This is a genomic window from Actinokineospora xionganensis, from assembly GCF_014323725.1.
Taxonomy (GTDB): Bacteria; Actinomycetota; Actinomycetes; order Mycobacteriales; family Pseudonocardiaceae; genus Actinokineospora; species Actinokineospora xionganensis.
In genome coordinates this window covers 277,691-293,855 of sequence record NZ_JABVED010000008.1, presented here as the reverse complement: position 1 = coordinate 293,855, position 16,165 = coordinate 277,691, and the positions used below count along the sequence as shown (strand labels likewise).

Sequence of the window (16,165 nt, the reverse complement as noted above, 5' to 3'; positions counted from 1 at the left end):
TCCCTAATTTTCCGCCCATGGATACGGCGAAGTCGACAGGGCTGTATACAGCGGTGCTCGTCGCCAACCGAGGGGAGATCGCGTGTCGGATCATCCGCTCCGCGCGGGCACTCGGGCTGCGGACGGTGGCGGTGTACTCCGACGCCGACGCGGGGGCGCCGCACACCCGGCTCGCCGACGACGCCGTGCACCTCGTAGGCACCGCGCCCGCTGAGACGTACCTCGACATGGCCCGGATCATCGCCGCGGCCCAGGCGACCGGGGCCGGGGCCATCCACCCCGGATACGGCTTTCTCTCCGAGAGCGCCGCGTTCGCCAGGGCCGCGGCCGGCGCCGGGCTGATCTTCGTCGGGCCGACGCCGGAGCAGTTGGAGCTGTTCGGGGACAAGCACTCCGCTCGGCAGGCCGCCGAGCGGGCCGGGGTGCCGCTGCTGGCGGGCAGCGGGCTGCTCGCCGACGCCGACGAGGCGGTGCGGGCGGCCGCGGAGATCGGATACCCGGTGATGCTCAAAGCCACAGCTGGTGGTGGCGGCATCGGACTGAGGCCCTGCGCGGACGAAATCGAGGTGCGGGAGGCGTTCCCGGGCGTGCGGGGGATCGCCGAGGCGAACTTCGGGTCCGGTGGCGTGTTCCTCGAACGGTTCGTCGCCCGGGCCCGCCATGTCGAGGTGCAGGTCTTCGGCGACGGCGCGGGCACGGTCGTCTGCCTGGGAGACCGGGACTGCAGCGTCCAGCGGCGCAACCAGAAGATCGTGGAGGAGGCGCCCGCGCCGGGTCTGCCCGACGACGTGCGCGAGCGGCTGCATCGCACGGCCCGCGAGTTGTGCGCCTCCGTCGACTACCTCGGCGCGGGGACCGTGGAGTTCGTCTACGACACCGACCGCGGCGAGGTGTCCTTCCTCGAGGTCAACACTCGGCTGCAGGTCGAGCATCCCGTCACCGAGGAGGTCACCGGTATCGACCTCGTCGGTTGGATGCTGCGCCTGGCCCAGGGCGAACGCGGGTTCCTCACCGACGCGACGCCCGCGGGCCACGCGGTGGAAGCCCGGATCTACGCCGAGGACCCGGTGCTCGACTTCCGACCCAGCTCCGGCCTCGTCACCAGGGCCGAGTTCCCCGAGGGGGTACGTGTCGACGGGTGGGTGGAGGCGGGGCAGACGGTGTCCGCCGCCTACGATCCCCTGCTGGCCAAGGTGATCGCGCACGGACCGGACCGCGCCACGGCGTTGGCCCGACTCGGCGCCGCTCTCGCCGAGACCCGAATCGATGGTGTGCAGACCAACCTTGGGCAGCTGCGCACGATCTGCGCCGACCCCAGGACATACACGACGTCGGACACCTTTGTGGACAGTGAGCCGCGGGTCGACGTGCTGCGGGGCGGGACTTCGACAACGGTGCAGGACTGGCCGGGCCGCATCGGGTACTGGCAGGTGGGCGTCCCACCGAGCGGCCCGATGGACGACCGCTCCTTCCGCGCGGGCAACCTCGCGCTCGGCAACCCGGAGGGAACGCCTGGCCTGGAGTGCACCTTCGAAGGTCCGGTGCTGCGGTTCAGCGCCGCCGCGACCGTGTGCGTGACGGGCGCGCCCGCCATCGTCACAGTCGACGGTGACCCGGTGTCGCAGTGGGAACCGGTGGACGTGCCCGCGGGTGGTGTGGTCGAGGTCGGCACCCCGCCCGGGCCGGGCATGCGGACCTACGTGCTGGTGCGCGGCGGGTTCGACGTCCCCATCTACCTAGGCAGCGCCGCGACTTTCACCGCGGGCGCGTTCGGCGGCCACGGCGGGCGTGCCCTGCGCACCGGCGACGTGCTGCGTCCGGGCGCCGCGCCGCGGACCGTGTCCGTCCCCATCGAGCCACCGGAGTTCCCTTCCCGCTGGGAGATCGAGGTCTCCGAAGGCCCGCACGCCGCCCCCGACTTCCTCACCCGCGACGGTCTTGCCCGGTTCTACGGAACCGACTGGAGTGTGCACACCCAGTCCGCCCGCAACGGCGTGCGGCTCAACGGGCCCAAGCAGCTGTGGGCCCGTCCGGACGGCGGCGACGCGGGCCTGCACCCGTCGAACGTCCACGACACCGCGTATTCCGTCGGCGCTGTCAACGTCTCCGGCGACACGCCCGTCCTGCTCGGCCCGGACGGCCCCAGCCTCGGCGGGTTCATCTGCCCGGTGACGGTCGTGTCCGGCGCCCGGTGGAAGATCGGGCAGCTCAGACCGGGCGACACCGTCCGCTTCGTCCCCGTGCCCGAGGCGACGGCGACGGCCCTGCACAATCGCACCGCGCCCGCTCGGCCACACGCGGTCGGCGGCGACGGCGACGACGGGGTGCTCGCCCGGCTTGATGCCCGTGACGCCGCGCCGTCGGTGACCTATCGCCGCTCGGGGCACGACAACGTGCTGGTCGAGTACGGGCCGATGACACTCGACCTCGGGCTGCGCCTGCGGGTCCACGCCCTGATGGCGGCGATCGATGAACTGGCACCCGCCGGGATCGTCGACACCACCCCGGGGGTGCGGTCGCTGCACCTGCACACCGACCCGGAGGTGTTGCCGCTGCGCACTTTACTCGGGCTGCTGCGGGAGGCCGAGGCCTTGATTCCGGCCACCGCGGAACTCGCGGTGCCGAGCCGCACGGTCCGGCTGCCGCTGTCCTTCGATGACCCGTCCATCCACGAGGCCATCGAGCGCTACCAGGCCAACGTCCGCGACGACGCTCCGTGGAACCCGGACAACATCGAGTTCATCCGGCGGATCAACGGTCTGTCCACTGTGGATGAAGTGCGCGACATCGTGTTCGACGCATCCTACCTTGTCCTCGGGCTTGGCGACGTCTACCTGGGAGCGCCCGCCGCGACTCCGCTCGACCCGCGCCATCGGCTCGTCACGACCAAGTACAACCCGGCCCGCACCTGGACCCCCGAGGGCGGTGTCGGCATCGGCGGCGCGTACATGTGTGTGTACGGCATGGAAAGCCCCGGCGGGTATCAGCTGATCGGGCGCACGGTCCCGATCTGGTCCGGGTTGCGCCAGTACGGGCCGTTCGAGAGCGGGGTGCCGTGGCTGCTGCGGTTCTTCGACCGGGTGAGCTTCTACCCGGTGAGCGCGGGCGAACTGCTGGACGTGCGCGCGGACCTCAAGGCGGGACGCGCCGAACTCGCCATTGGTGAAGGGGAGTTCGTGCTCGCGGAGCACGAACGATTCCTCGCCGCGAACGCCGCTGGGATCGAGGCGTTCAGGGCGCGGCAGAACTCGGCGTTCGAGGCTGAGCGGCAGGCATGGCATATGGCTGGAGAGTTCGATCCTCGACCGGAACCTGAACCTGTTCCGCCGCTCCAGGTGAGGGTGCCACCGGGCGGCAGCCTGGTCGAGGCACCGCTGAGTGCGAGTGTGTGGCGGATTGATGCCCGTGCCGGGGACACGGTTGTCGCGGGTCAACCGCTTATGCGTCTTGAGGCGATGAAGCTGGAGGTCGTGGTGCGGGCGCCGGTGGACGGTGTCGTCGCCGAGATTCTTGTGGCGCCTGGGCAGCATCTTGACGCTGGTCATGCGCTCGCGGTCGTGGCTCGTCGGGAGGCGGCGTGAACGTCATCGCTCAGCGCGTGCGGGAGGCCTACCTGCGGATCGACGAGGTCGATCGGCCGGAGGTGTGGATCACGTTGCGGCCGCGGGCCGAGGTTCTGGCCGAAGCTGGGAGACTCGACGAGCGGATGGCCGCGGGGGAGCGGCCGCCGCTGGCCGGGGTGCTGGTCGCGGTCAAGGACAACATCGACGTCGCGGGGCTGCCGACCACCGCCGGATGTCCCTCGTTCGCCTATGTGCCAACCCAAACCGCCACGGCCGTCGCCCGGCTGGTCGAAGCGGGTGCGTTGGTGCTCGGCAAGACCAACCTCGACCAGTTCGCCACCGGTCTCGTCGGCACACGCAGCCCCTATGGCGCGGTCCGCAACGCCCTTGATCCGGCGAAGATCTCCGGGGGGTCGAGTTCCGGGTCGGCGGTCGCGGTCGCGTTGGGCATCGTGGACATCGGCATCGGCACCGACACGGCGGGCTCCGGGCGGATTCCCGCCGCCTTCAACGGGATCGTCGGCGTCAAGGCCACGCTCGGTCTGGTGCCCAACACCGGGGTCGTCCCGGCTTGCCGCTCCTATGACTGCGTCACCGTCTTCGCCCGGACGCTGGGGCAGGCGCAGTCGGCGCTGGCCACCATGACCGGGCCGGACGGGGTCGACCCGCGCTGCCGGACCTGGCCCGCTGATGTGCGGTTCGCCGCCGAGCCGGTGATCGCGATCCCCCGGGACGAGGATCTGGCGCCGCTGTCGCGCCAAGCCCGGCGCGCGTTCGGCGCGGCTGTCAGCCTGCTGGAGGAGTCCGGCGCGCGGACCGAGGTGGTCGACGTCTCCGGGCTGCTGGACGCGGCGAAGCTGCTCTACGACGGCACGTTCGTCGCCGAGAGGCACGCGGCGGTCGGGGAGTTCATCGACAGTGGGCCAGCGGACCTGGACCCCAGTGTCGCCAAGATCATCGGTGCCGCGTCGGCGCTCGCGGCCCGGGACCACGTGGTCGACCTCGAACGGCTCGACCACTATCGCGTGTCGGCCGGGCGCACGCTCGACGGGTGTTCGGCGCTGCTGCTTCCCACCGCGCCGTCTCACCCGACACTGGCCGAGGTCGCCGTCGATCCGCTCGGGGTCAACCGCGGGCTTGGGACGTACACCAACTTCGTGAACCTGCTGGACCTGGCCGCCATCGCCGTGCCCGCCGGGACCGCCGACGGCGGCCCGTTCGGCGTCAGCGTGATCACCCGCGCGTTCGACGACCAGGTCGCGTTCGACCTCGCCGCGGTGTTCACCGGCGAACAGGCGGCCGAACTGTACCCGGTAGGCGGTGTCGACCTCATCGTGTTCGGCGCGCACCTGCGCGGCGAACCGCTCAACCACCAACTCACCGCGCTCGGGGCGCGGTTCACCGGCGAGGTCCACACCGCGCCCGAATACCGGATGGTCGCCATCCCAGGCCAGCCGGAGAAGCCAGGCATCGTCCACACCGGACCGGAGGACGGTGCCTGTCTGCCCGGCGAACGCTGGGTGCTCGCGCCCGCGGCGCTCGGCGTCTTCCTGGCCGCACTGCCCGCGCCGATGAGCCTGGGCAGGATCACCCTCGCCGACGGCTCGACAGCCATCGGGTTCCACTGCGATCTGGCCACCGCCACCACGTGCGCCGACATCACCGGCCACGGCGGCTGGCGCGCCTATCTCTCGCGCTGATCTGGCGTACTCCCCTCCCCGCGAAAGGCATCACCGTGAACACAGTCAGAAGCGTCGCCATCCTGTGCGCATTAGCCCTGGCCACCAGCGCGTGCGGCAGCCGCACCGACACCGGGTCCGGGGGGACCGCGGCCAAGTCCTGTGTGGACACCTCGGGTGACTCGGTCAAGGTCGGATTCCTCAACTCCCTGTCCGGCACCATGGCGATCAGTGAGAAGACGGTCTTCGACTCGCTCAAGCTCGCCGCCGACCAGATCAACGCCGCCGGTGGGGTCAACGGCAAGAAGCTGTCCGTGGTCAGCGAGGACGGCGCGTCCGAGCCCACCGTGTTCGCCGAGAAGGCGACCAAGCTGATCAGCTCCGACTGTGTCGCCGCGGTGTTCGGCGGCTGGACGTCGTCCTCGCGCAAGGCGATGCTGCCCGTGTTCGAAGGCGCCAACGCGCTGCTGTTCTACCCGGTGCAGTACGAGGGCCTGGAGTCCTCGCCGAACATCTTCTACACCGGTGCGACCACCAACCAGCAGATCGTGCCCGCGCTGGACTACCTCAAGGAGAAGGGCGTCAAGTCCCTGTTCCTGGTGGGCTCCGACTATGTCTTCCCACGCACCGCCAACAAGATCATCCAGGCGTACGCGAAGGCGAACGGCATCGAGGTCAAGGGCGAGGAGTACGCCCCGCTCGGTCACACCGACTTCGCCACGATTGTCAACAAGGTCAAGGGTTCCGGCTCGGCGGCGGTGTTCAACACGCTCAACGGCGACTCGAATGTGGCGTTCTTCAAGGAGTACAGGAACGCGGGCCTGACCGCCGCGGCGATGCCGGTCGTGTCGGTGTCGATCGCGGAGGAAGAGGTCGGCGGCGTCGGTGTCGACAACCTGGTCGGCCAGCTCACCGCGTGGAACTACTACCAGACCATCGACTCGCCCGCGAACAAGACGTTCGTGGCCGCGTTCAAGGAGAAGTACGGCCAGGGCCGGGTGACCTCGGACCCGATGGAGGCCGCCTACACCTCGCTCTTCCTGTGGAAGTCCATGGTGGAGAAGGCGAATTCGTTCACGCCGGACGACGTGAAGAAGGCCTCGGGCGGCGTCAGCCATGACGCGCCGGAGGGCATGGTCACGGTCAACGGCGAGAATCACCACATCGCCAAGACCGCGCTGATCGGCAAGGTCGGCGCGGACGGACTGATCCACACCGAGTGGAGCTCGGCCAAGCCGATCGAACCGGACCCGTTCCTCAAGGGCTACGACTGGGCCAAGGGACTGGCGGGCTGATATGGACGCGGTGCTGGGCCAACTGTTCGCGGGACTGTCCCTAGGCTCCGTGTTGCTCCTCGCGGCGCTCGGCCTGGCGCTGACGTTCGGCCAGATGGGCGTGATCAACATGGCGCACGGCGAGTTCATGATGGCGGGCGCCTACACCGCGTACGTCGCGCAGAACGTCATCGCCGACGCCGGGGTCGCGCTCATCCTGGCCATCCCGCTCGGATTCGTCGTCGGCGGTGTGATGGGGGTGGTCCTGGAGGCCACCCTGATCCGCCGGATGTATCTCCGTCCACTTGACACACTGCTGGTGACTTGGGGCGTGGCCCTGATCCTGCAACAGGTCGCGCGGGACGTCTTCGGCGCGCCCAATGTCGACGTTCGCGCGCCGAGTTGGCTCAGCGGGAGCGTGGACTTGGGCATCACCCAGGTGCCCGCGGCGCGGCTGTTCATCCTCGGACTCGCCGTCGTCGCGGTGACCGGCTTGGCGCTGGTGCTGACGAAGACCGCGCTGGGCAGGCGAATCCGGGCGGTGGTGCAGAACCGGGACCTCGCGGAGACGGCCGGGGTGTCCACCCGGGCCACCGATCGACTCACCTTCTTCATCGGGTCCGGTCTGGCGGGCATCGCCGGGGTGGCGCTGACCCTGCTCGGCTCGACCGGCCCGACGCTGGGCTCCAACTACATCGTCGACGCGTTCCTCGTGGTCGTGGCGGGCGGCGTCGGCCAGATCAAGGGGACGGTCATCGCCGCGTTCGGCCTTGGCCTGCTGCAGGCGGGCATCGAGTACTCCACCACCGCGAGCCTGGCGAAGGTGGCGGTGTTCGCGTTGGTCGTGGTGTTCCTGCAGGCCCGGCCGCAGGGCATCTTCAGCGTCCGGACCAGGAGCTTGGCATGAGGCGCGAACTCGGGGCGCTCATCGGGTTCGCCGTCGGCGCGCTCGCCCTGCTGGTGCTCGCACCCGCGTTGCTGTCGGACTTCCGGCTCTCGCTGCTCGGCAAGTTCGTCTGCTACGCCATCGTCGCGGTCGGCATCGGCCTCGCGTGGGGCCGCGGCGGGATGCTGACCCTGGGCCAAGGCGTGTTCTTCGGCCTCGGCGCCTACGTCATGGCCATGCACCTCAAACTCGCCGACGCCGGCCCGTCCGGGGTGCCGGATTTCATGAAGCTCTACGGCTCCGGTGAGGTCCCGGGCTGGTGGGAGCCGTTCCGCAGTCCGGTCGTCACAGTCATCGGCGTCATCGCGATCCCGTCGCTGGTGGCGCTCGGACTGGGGGCGGCGGTGTTCCGCAGGCGGGTGCGCGGCGCGTACTTCGCGATCCTGTCGCAAGCGCTGGCGGCGGCGTTCGCGATCCTGCTCGTCGGGCAGCATGCCACGATCGGCGGGACCAACGGGCTCAACGGGTTCCGCTCGTTCTTCGGCTTCGCCCTCTACGACCCGGTCAACAAGCGGATGCTGTTCTACATCGCCGCGTCGACCCTGTTGGTGGTGTTGGCGATTGCCTGGCAGCTCTATCGGTCCCGTTTCGGCGAGCTGCTCATGGCCGTGCGTGACCAGGAGGAGCGGGTCCGCTTCCTCGGCTACGACCCGGCGAACATCAAGATTGTCGCCTACGTCGTGGCGGCGGCGATGGCCGGTGTCGCGGGGGCGCTGTTCGTGCCGATCGTGGGGATCATCTCGCCGGCGAGCGTGGGTGTGGTCCCGTCGATCGCGTTCCTGATCGGCGTGGCGATCGGCGGCCGGTCGACGCTGTTCGGCCCGGCCGTGGGCGCGATCGTCGTGGCCTGGGCGCAGACCACGCTCTCGGAGAGCTTCCCGTCGTTCTGGATCTACTTCCAGGGCGCGCTGTTCCTGCTCGTGGTGGCGTTCCTGCCCAGCGGGCTGTCGACCGTCGCGTCCCTGCGGCGCCGTACCAGGGAGGCGACATGAACGCCGACTACCTCGAACTCTCCGACGTGCGGGTCACATTCGACGGTTTCGTCGCCGTCGACGGCGTGACGATGACCGTGCCGCGGGGGGATTTGCGGTTCCTGATCGGGCCGAACGGCGCGGGAAAGACGACGCTGGTCGACGCGATCACCGGATTGGCGCCCGCTACCGGATCGGCGCTGTTCGGGCGGACGGAACTGTTGGGACGCAAGGTGCACCGGATCGTCCGGCTGGGCATCGGGCGCACATTCCAGACGGCGACGGTGTTCGAGAACCTGACCGTGCTGCAGAACCTGGACATCGCCGCCGGTGCGGGTCGGGGGCCGCTGACGCTGTTGCGGCGGCGCTCGTCGGTGCCCGCTGAGGTCGAGGAGGCATTGGAGACCGTCGGCTTGGTTGACGTTCGGGACAAACCTGCCGGGGTATTGCCACACGGGCAGAAGCAGTGGCTGGAGATCGGGATGCTGATCGTGCAGAACGCCCGGGTGCTGCTGCTCGATGAGCCAGTGGCGGGGATGAGCGCACAGGAACGCGCGGACACGGGGGAGTTGTTGCGCCGGATCGGGGCGGAGCGGACTGTCGTGGTGGTTGAGCACGACATGGACTTCATGCGGTGCTTCGCCGATTCGGTGACGGTGCTGCATGCCGGGAAGGTGCTCAGCGAGGGGACGGTGGCTCAGGTGCAGGCGGACCCGAGGGTCCAGGAGGTCTACCTGGGCACGGCCGCGGAGGTGGGGGCGTGATGCTGGAACTTCGTGATGTGCACATCGGCTACGGGCGGACAACCGTGGTGCATGGGGTGCGCCTCGACGTGCCGGTGGGCGGGGTCGTCGCCGTGATGGGACACAACGGCGCGGGCAAGACGACCCTGCTGCGCGCCGCCGCCGGGTTGCTGCGGCCGACCTCGGGATCGGTGCTGCTCGACGGCGAGGACGTGACCAGGCTTCGTCCACATGAGAGGGTCCGGAGGGGTGTGGCCTATGTTCCCCAAGGGCAGCAGTGCTTCCCGCAGCTCACGGTGCGGGACAATCTCCGGGTCGTAGCCGATGTGAACGGTGGCGGGCGCAAGGCGATCAGTGAGGTGCTCGACCGGTTTCCCGCGTTGCCGCCGCTTTTGGCTCGTCGGGCGGGTTTGCTCTCCGGTGGGCAGCGGCAGCAGCTCGCCATCGCGCGGGCGCTGGTCACTCGGCCGAGACTGATCATCTTGGACGAGCCGACCGAGGGGATTCAGCCGTCGGTGGTGGCCGAGATCGAGCAGACGATCAGCACGCTGGCCACGGATATGGCGGTGTTGCTGGTGGAACAACACATCGGCTTCGCGCTCGGCGCGGCGGGCGCGTACTACTTGATGGAGGCGGGTCGTATCTCCGCCACGGGCACGGGTGGGGCCGCGGCCGCGCGGGATGTCCGTGCGGCGATGGCGATCTGAGGTGAGCGGTTCCCTGCGGGATCAGGTTTACCTGCGGTTGCGCGACCAGGTCCTCGATGGACAGTGGTCGGCGACCGGCCGGTTCACCGAACCCAGACTCGCCCGCGAACTCGGCGTCTCACGCACCCCGGTGCGGGAGGCGCTGACCAGGCTGCTCGCCGACGGGCTTGTCCAGCGCGAGGACTACGGGTACGCGATCGTCGTGCCCAGCATGGCCAAGATCCGGGATCTCTACGAAGTGCGGATCGCCGTGGAGCTGCGCGGGATCGGTCGGGCCATCGAGAATCCGTCGGTTAGGCACGATCCCGAGGCACTGGCGGCGGAGTTGGCGCACTGGTACGCGCTGCGGGCCGATCCGCCCGCGCCCACGCCGGAGTTCGTGCTGGAAGATGAGCGCTTCCATGCCGCGCTGTTGGCAAGCTCGGGCAACCCGGAATTGGTGGAGGCGCTGAATTCGGTGGTCCGGCGGATCCGGGTCGTGCGCATGTACGACTTCCTGGTCGAAGGCCGCATCGAGACCTCGATCGCCGAGCACATCGAGATCATGGAACGGGTCCGGGCGGCGGAACTCGACAAGGCGTTGCGGCTGCTGCACGAGCACATCGGAGCCTCGCTGGAGATCGTCGTCGAGCGCGCGACCCGGGCACTCACGGCGCGCAACAGCCATGGGCCGTCGATCGCCTGATAGGGCGCGGATCACCCGAGGGCCGGGTGGCTGCGAGGGCTGCGAATCCGATCTGCGAAGGTGATCGCGGGGGTGGGAGATGCGGATCTTCGACGACGCCGCCGAGCGGGCGGGGTTCGTGCTCGACGACGAGCAGCGGCGGGCGGCGCGTCGGCTCGCGGAGTTGCCCAAGTCGCGCGGAGTTTACCTGTGGGGCCCGGTGGGGCGGGGCAAAAGCTGGTTGACGACCGTGCTGTTCGCCGCCGTCGACAGCAAACACAAGCTCAGGCTGCACTTCCACGAGTTCTTCCGCGAGTTCCACGCCGCCTACGCCCGCCACCGGCACCGCCCGCGTGCCGCCGAGCGGGCCCTCGACGAGTTGCTGGGCCGGTGCCGCTTCCTCTGCTTCGACGAGTTCCACGTCCACGACCCCGGTGACGCGATGCTCGTCGCCGCGATGCTGCGCGCGTTGGTCGACCGCGGGGTCGTGTTGCTGACGACGTCGAACTACCCGCCCGCCGGGCTGCTGCCGAACCCGCTGCACCACCACCTGTTCGAACCGGCGATCGCGCTGATCGAGGAGATGCTGGACGTGGTGGAGTTGGCTGGTGATCGGGACTACCGGGCCGAGCGCGGCGAGCCTCGGTCGAACTTCGAGCGCGGCCGGTACCTGTGGCCGGGCACCGCGGAGCAGTTGCGGGACGCGGGTCTGGTGCCGCCTGGCCCGGCTGAGCGGCGCGCCCTGACCGTCTCCGGCAGGCCCCTGCGCGCTGAGGCGGTGCGCGGCGACCTCGTGTGGTTCGACTTCGGCGAGCTGTGCGACACCCCGACCTCGACGGTGGACTACCTGACACTGGCCGACCGGTACCCGGAGTGGGTCATCGCGGGCCTGACCGGCCTCGACAGCCCCGACGCCGCCCAGCGATTCGCCAACGTCATCGACGTCCTCTGTGACCGTGACCTGCGGCTCACCCTTGTCGGCGACCGTCCGCTCCCGGAGCTGCTCCCCGCCTGTCGGGCACTCGATTTCGCCCGCACGGCGAGCAGGCTGTCGCTGCTCTGAGCGACCGTTTCTTGATCTACGACGGGGTCCGTGGCCGGAAGGAAACCGTGGCCGGCGCCGCGACAAGCTAAACTGGGGAGTAGACGCGGGCCGCTGGCCCCGTCCCGCCGCCCACGGCTGTGTGGGATTTTGACTACGTTCTGGTCGTCCACGCGCACGAACGCTGATTGTCGCTTGGGGTTTCTCCGCTGTTGTCCGGTTTCTCGGCCGGTTCGGCTTATGGTCGCTTGGAGTCCGGCGACCGCTGACGGCAGAACGATTCCCTGACGGGCTTCGCCAAGGATGTCCTGTTCGTCGACGGAGGTTTCCACGATGACCGAACTTCTGGCTGAACGGCGAGGCAGTGACTTCGCCGATCTGGCCCGCTCGATCAAGGCCGCGGGCCTGCTCGACCGGCGGTACGGGTACTACGCCGTCAGGATGGCGCTCACCGTGCTGGCCCTCGCCGGTGTGACCGTCGGTTTCGTCCTGCTTGGTGACTCGTGGTGGCAGCTGCTGCTCGCCGTGGGCGTGGCGTTGGTGTCCACCCAGTTCGGCTTCCTCGGCCACGACGCGGGCCACCGGCAGATCTTCACCTCCCGCAGGTACAACGACCTGGTCGGCTACATCTGCGGGACGATCACGGGCATCAGCTACGGCTGGTGGGTGGGCAAGCATAACCGCCACCACGCCAACCCGAACCACGACGACGACCCCGACATCGACATCCCGGCCCTGGCGTTCAGCCGCGACCAGGCCCGCACCAAGACCGGCCCCCTGCGGTGGATCGCGGCCTACCAGGCCTACCTGTTCCTCCCGCTGCTGCTGACCCAGGGCATCCTGCTCAAGGTCGCGGGCCTCGAAGCGATCCTGAAGCGGGACGTGCGGGCGGTTCGGCTGGAGGCCACGCTGTTCGCGGTCCACGTGATCGGGTACCTGACGGCGGTGTTCCTGGTGCTGTCCCCGGGCAAGGCGGTGCTGTTCATCCTGGTCCACCAGGGCGTGATGGGTGTCCACCTCGGCCTGTCGTTCGCTCCGAACCACAAGGGCATGCCGCTGGTCGCGAAGGACGAGAAGCTCGACTTCCTCCGCAAGCAGGTCCTGACCTCCCGCGACATCCTCGGCAACCACGGGGTCGACATCATGCTGGGCGGCTTGAACTACCAGATCGAACACCACCTGTTCCCCAACATGCCCAGCGTCAATCTGCGGCACGCGCAACCGATGGTGCGGGACTATTGCGCGAGCATCGGCGTCCCGTACCTGGCGTGCGGAATGCTCGAGTCCTACCTGCAGGTGCTCAGCCACCTGCACGACTCGGGCGAGCCTCTCCGCACCTGACGGTTCCCCGACGAGACGCGGGCCCATCCCAGGCGTTCCCCAGGCGCAGGGCCGCGCTGGACAAGCTTCAGTGGCTTCCAGTCACGGCCCAACACTCTGGACGTCCACGCTGACCACAGTCCGCCGGGCGTGGCTAGTGGCCCGTTCAGGAACGTTGACCGGGTCTCGACATGCCCACGACGCCGCTGCCCGCGTTGCGGGAACAGCCAAGTACAACCCGGTACGAGCGCTGTCCCCGCGCCTTGGCAGCGACGCCGTGACCACGCCGATACCCGGCCAACGTTCCTGGACGAGCCACTAGGTCAGTAGGGCCAGCGCCTCTTCAGCGGTAAGGCAGCCCGCTGTCGTCATCTCCAGGTTGGCCAGTGAGGCGACGTGGGCTTCCTCCGCCGCGGCCGTGACGCAGTCGCTGATGGGGTGGACGGTCAGGCCCAGGTCCGTCCCGTGTCGGGCGGTCTGCTCCACGGTCAGGTTCGTGGCCACTCCGGTGATGAACACCGTGTCGATCTCGTGTTCGGCCAGCCACTTCGGCAGGTCGTTTCCCGCCAGGCCCGACAGCTTCTGGTTGTCGACGACGTGGTCCGCCTGCTCCGCCAGCTCCGGGATCAAAGCCGCTCCGGGGGCGTCCGGCCGGAACGACTCCTGGGCGCCCGCGACAGCCGTCATGAAGCCGGTGTTGCGGACCAAGCCGCCTTCGCCGACCGGCACGGTGAATCTGGTGAAGATGACCGGCACTCCGATCGCGCGGGCGGCGGCGTGGAAGGCGACAGCCCGATCGACCACGCCGCTGCGGGCCACTGGTTCAGCGAGCATTGCGCCGAAGAAGCCCTCCGGCTTGATGACGTTGACCTGCCAATGCAGGCCGAGGACGGCGACACGACGTGGCTTGAGGGTCATAGGGAGATCATGCCGACTTTCTCGGGCCCATGAGGCGAAGATGCTTCCGCTCTGGCTAGAACGTGTTCTAGTGTGAGAGTTCACCGTGGCTCCGGAGGTCGGCGTATGAAGCATCCTGACTATGTCGTCGTAGGCGCGGGCAGCGCGGGTTGTGCCGTGGCCCGCCGGCTCGCCGAGAGCGGGGCGGAGGTCGTGCTCCTCGAAGCGGGCCCGGCCGACAAGTCCAGGCTGGTGCGCAAACCCGGGATGATCGCGGTGTTCCACAACATCCCGCAGCTCAAGAAGCGACTCGACTGGAGCTATTACTCGGTCCCCCAGGCAGGCGCGCTCGATCGGCGGATTCCGCAGACGCGCGGGCGGGTGCTCGGGGGGTCCAGCTCGATCAACGGGATGATCTTCGTCCGGGGCAACCGGCGCAACTATGACGACTGGGCCGCCGAGGGCTGCGCCGGGTGGGGCTTCGACGAGGTTCTGCCCAGCTTCAAGCGCATGGAGGACTGGGTCGACGGCGGCAACGACCTGCGCGGCGCGGGCGGGCCCATCAAGGTCACCCGCCAGCAGGGGATGACCGCGGCGTCCGAAGCCTTCATCGAGGCGATGAGCGAGACCGCCGGGGTCAAGAAGAACGACGACTACAACGGCGAGGAACAGGAAGGCGCGAGCGTCGTCCAGCAGAACATCGACGGCGGCCTGCGCTACAGCTCGTCCATCGGATACCTCGGGGCGGACCTGCCGAACCTGCGTGTGCGCACGGGGGTGACGGTGTCCCGCGTGGTCATCGAAGGCGACCGGGCAACCGGGGTGGAGATCCTGACGAAGTCCGGCCCCGAGGTCATCCAGGCCTCCCGCGAGGTTGTGCTGTCGGCAGGCGTGTTCGGCTCCGCCCAGCTGCTCATGCTCTCCGGTGTCGGACCGGCCGAACACTTGCGGGACAAGGGAATCGAAGTCCGCGCGGACCTGCCGGTCGGGGACAACCTGCACGACCACATGTTCGTCCCGATGACCTACCTGACCAAGAGCGCGCGACACCGCGGCACCGGGCCGTACTTCGCCAAAGGGGTGCTCAAGGAGGCCGTTTCCGGCGGAACCTGGGTGGGCCGCACCGTGTTCGAGTCCGTCGGCTTCGTCCGCAGCTCCCGGGCGGGCGCCGTGCCCGACATCCAGCTGCTTGCGCTGCCGTGGTCCTACCCGTTCCCCAACCAGGACGCCCCGATCCGGCACGCGGTCGACCCGCGGCCCGCGCTGACCGTGATGGCCACGCTGATCTACCCCGAGAGCCGCGGCACGATGCGGCTCGCGTCCGCCGACCCGACCGCCGCGCCGCTGATCGACCCGGGCTACCTGACCGCGCGCCGCGACTCCGAGCTGTTGCTGGAGAGCATGAAGCTGGTCCGCGAGATCATGGCGAACAAGGTCATCGCGGGCGACGTCACCGCGGAACTCTCACCGGGCCCGGACTACGCCGATGACGCCGCCCTGGCAAAGGAACTGCCCAACCGCGCCACGACGGTCTACCACCCGGTGGGCACGTGCCGGATGGGCGTGGACGAACGCGCGGTCGTCGACCCGCAGCTCCGCGTGCGTGGCATCGAGGGGCTGCGGGTCGCCGACGCGTCGATCATGCCGAGCATTGTCGGTGGCAACACCAACGCGCCGGCGATGATGATCGGCGAGCACTGCGCTCAGTTCATGACCTCGGCCTGAGGCCTACTCCCAGAAAACTTCGAGGAGATCCGAGGTGAGCGACGACAGGCCGCTGGTGGCGCAGTCGGCGTTGGGGTGCAGGACGGCCGGGTAGGCGTTGGCAGTGTCCCCGGCGAGCGGACCGTGGGTGAAGTACGCGCTGATCGTGAGATCGCCCGAGGTCGGGTCGGTGTTGACGGTGATGTCGAATTTGCTGCGCTCACCGGTGTTCCAGACCAGCACCGCGCCCTCGGTGATCGTCATGATCGGCGCACACGGCGCCGTGCCGAGTTGTCGGCTGACGGTGCCGACGCCGGTTCGGTAGCCGGACTTCAGGCGGGTATGGGAACCGTTGGCGGAGACGCAATCCACGAGTCCGCCCGACACCTCCGCGTTGGCCGTCGTGGTGTTCGCCGTCAGGGGTGGGGTGAAGTTGAACTGGAAGTTGCCCGTGCACGCCAGATCGCCCACGGCAGCGGAAGCCGTGGGAGCGTTGAGGGGGAAGAGAAGCAGCGCGGCCGCCACCACGGCCGCGCTGCGCCTGAATCGATTTGTCCTGGTCTGCCTCATCGAGGCGCCTCCTGCGTTTGAGTCAGGTCAACTCGCCGCAGTCTGGCGTAGATCAACAGGTGTGCCAAGAGTCCTGTTGGGACAC

The 16,165-nt window shown here is 69.1% G+C and carries 13 protein-coding genes; 11 read left to right on the top strand and 2 right to left on the bottom strand.

Translation table 11 applies throughout. The features are described from left to right. The first annotated feature begins 17 nt into the window (after positions 1–17). The 10 genes from uca (at position 18) to GPZ80_RS16435 (ending at position 12,930) form a co-directional block, all read left to right on the top strand. Positions 18–3,581 (top strand): urea carboxylase, encoded by a 3,564-nt coding sequence (gene uca / locus GPZ80_RS16480; RefSeq protein WP_222719389.1) that lies wholly within the window; start codon positions 18–20, stop codon positions 3,579–3,581. Then, positions 3,578–5,263, top strand: a complete 1,686-nt coding sequence (gene atzF, locus GPZ80_RS16475) for an allophanate hydrolase (RefSeq protein ID WP_312880369.1) — start codon at positions 3,578–3,580, stop codon at positions 5,261–5,263. Before uca ends, atzF begins: the two co-directional genes overlap by 4 nt. 35 nt (positions 5,264–5,298) lie before the next feature. Then, a complete protein-coding gene (urtA, locus tag GPZ80_RS16470) occupies positions 5,299–6,537 on the top strand; it encodes an urea ABC transporter substrate-binding protein (RefSeq protein ID WP_312880367.1) in 1,239 nt (412 codons plus the stop codon). Position 6,538: 1 nt separating this feature from the next. After that, entirely contained in the window at positions 6,539–7,423 is an 885-nt protein-coding gene (gene urtB, locus GPZ80_RS16465; protein ID WP_187221237.1) for an urea ABC transporter permease subunit UrtB, read from the top strand. Continuing rightward, positions 7,420–8,454, top strand: a complete 1,035-nt coding sequence (gene urtC / locus GPZ80_RS16460; RefSeq protein ID WP_187221236.1) for an urea ABC transporter permease subunit UrtC — start codon at positions 7,420–7,422, stop codon at positions 8,452–8,454. Before urtB ends, urtC begins: the two co-directional genes overlap by 4 nt. Continuing rightward, positions 8,451–9,197 (top strand): urea ABC transporter ATP-binding protein UrtD, encoded by a 747-nt coding sequence (gene urtD, locus GPZ80_RS16455; protein WP_187221235.1) that lies wholly within the window; start codon positions 8,451–8,453, stop codon positions 9,195–9,197. The genes urtC and urtD overlap by 4 nt, the downstream gene beginning before the upstream one ends. Then, positions 9,197–9,883, top strand: a complete 687-nt coding sequence (gene urtE, locus GPZ80_RS16450; RefSeq protein ID WP_187221234.1) for an urea ABC transporter ATP-binding subunit UrtE — start codon at positions 9,197–9,199, stop codon at positions 9,881–9,883. Before urtD ends, urtE begins: the two co-directional genes overlap by 1 nt. Position 9,884: 1 nt before the next feature. Continuing rightward, complete coding sequence (locus GPZ80_RS16445) at positions 9,885–10,568, top strand: GntR family transcriptional regulator (RefSeq protein WP_222719388.1); 684 nt, start codon at positions 9,885–9,887, stop codon at positions 10,566–10,568. Positions 10,569–10,647: 79 nt separating this feature from the next. Beyond that, positions 10,648–11,610: a cell division protein ZapE gene (gene zapE / locus GPZ80_RS16440; protein ID WP_187221232.1), complete on the top strand. Its 963-nt coding sequence runs from the start codon at positions 10,648–10,650 to the stop codon at positions 11,608–11,610. Positions 11,611–11,922: 312 nt separating this feature from the next. After that, positions 11,923–12,930, top strand: a complete 1,008-nt coding sequence (locus GPZ80_RS16435) for a fatty acid desaturase family protein (RefSeq protein ID WP_187221231.1) — start codon at positions 11,923–11,925, stop codon at positions 12,928–12,930. Positions 12,931–13,227: 297 nt separating this feature from the next. Here GPZ80_RS16435 and GPZ80_RS16430 read toward each other — a convergent pair whose 3' ends face one another. After that, complete coding sequence (locus GPZ80_RS16430) at positions 13,228–13,827, bottom strand: cysteine hydrolase family protein (protein WP_187221230.1); 600 nt, start codon at positions 13,825–13,827, stop codon at positions 13,228–13,230. 105 nt (positions 13,828–13,932) lie between these two features. Between GPZ80_RS16430 and GPZ80_RS16425 the strand changes: the two genes are divergently transcribed. Continuing rightward, entirely contained in the window at positions 13,933–15,531 is a 1,599-nt protein-coding gene (locus tag GPZ80_RS16425) for a GMC family oxidoreductase (RefSeq protein ID WP_187221229.1), read from the top strand. 3 nt (positions 15,532–15,534) lie between these two features. Here GPZ80_RS16425 and GPZ80_RS16420 read toward each other — a convergent pair whose 3' ends face one another. Then, complete coding sequence (locus GPZ80_RS16420) at positions 15,535–16,080, bottom strand: hypothetical protein (RefSeq protein WP_187221228.1); 546 nt, start codon at positions 16,078–16,080, stop codon at positions 15,535–15,537. Positions 16,081–16,165: the final 85 nt, after the last annotated feature.